This window comes from Vibrio sp. 10N.222.49.C9 (genome assembly GCF_041474985.1).
Classification (GTDB): Bacteria; Pseudomonadota; Gammaproteobacteria; order Enterobacterales; family Vibrionaceae; genus Vibrio; species Vibrio crassostreae_C.
On the sequence record NZ_JBFRVD010001547.1, the window covers coordinates 1 to 309 of the forward strand.

The following is a 309-nucleotide window of genomic DNA, read 5'->3' on the forward strand; positions in this document are numbered from 1 at the left end:
TTGTAAGCTTAGGTAAATTGCGGAGTTCCTTCAAATTCTTTGAATAAGTCTGTCAAATTCAACCAATCGTAGTTTTATTTAGTTCGCGCATACTAGCTCTATCTTGTAGTCTAGTTGTTAAATAAAGAAAACGGTTAAGTGACTGAGTTACTTATGGAGCAAAGGAGTAGTACGTTGAAAACCTATAATCGCACCGCTCGCATTATTCACTGGATTTCTGCTGTAACCGTCATTGGAATGTTTGCTGTGGGCTGGTGGATGGTCGATCTGAACTACTATAGTGAGTGGTATCAAACCGCGCCGTTCTGG

The 309-nt window shown here is 40.5% G+C and carries 1 protein-coding gene; it reads left to right on the plus strand.

Translation table 11 applies throughout. The features are described 5' to 3' along the window. Positions 1-153: 153 nt before the first annotated feature. The coding region (locus tag AB4585_RS29185; protein WP_372172304.1) for a cytochrome b at positions 154-309 on the plus strand (156 nt) is incomplete at its 3' end.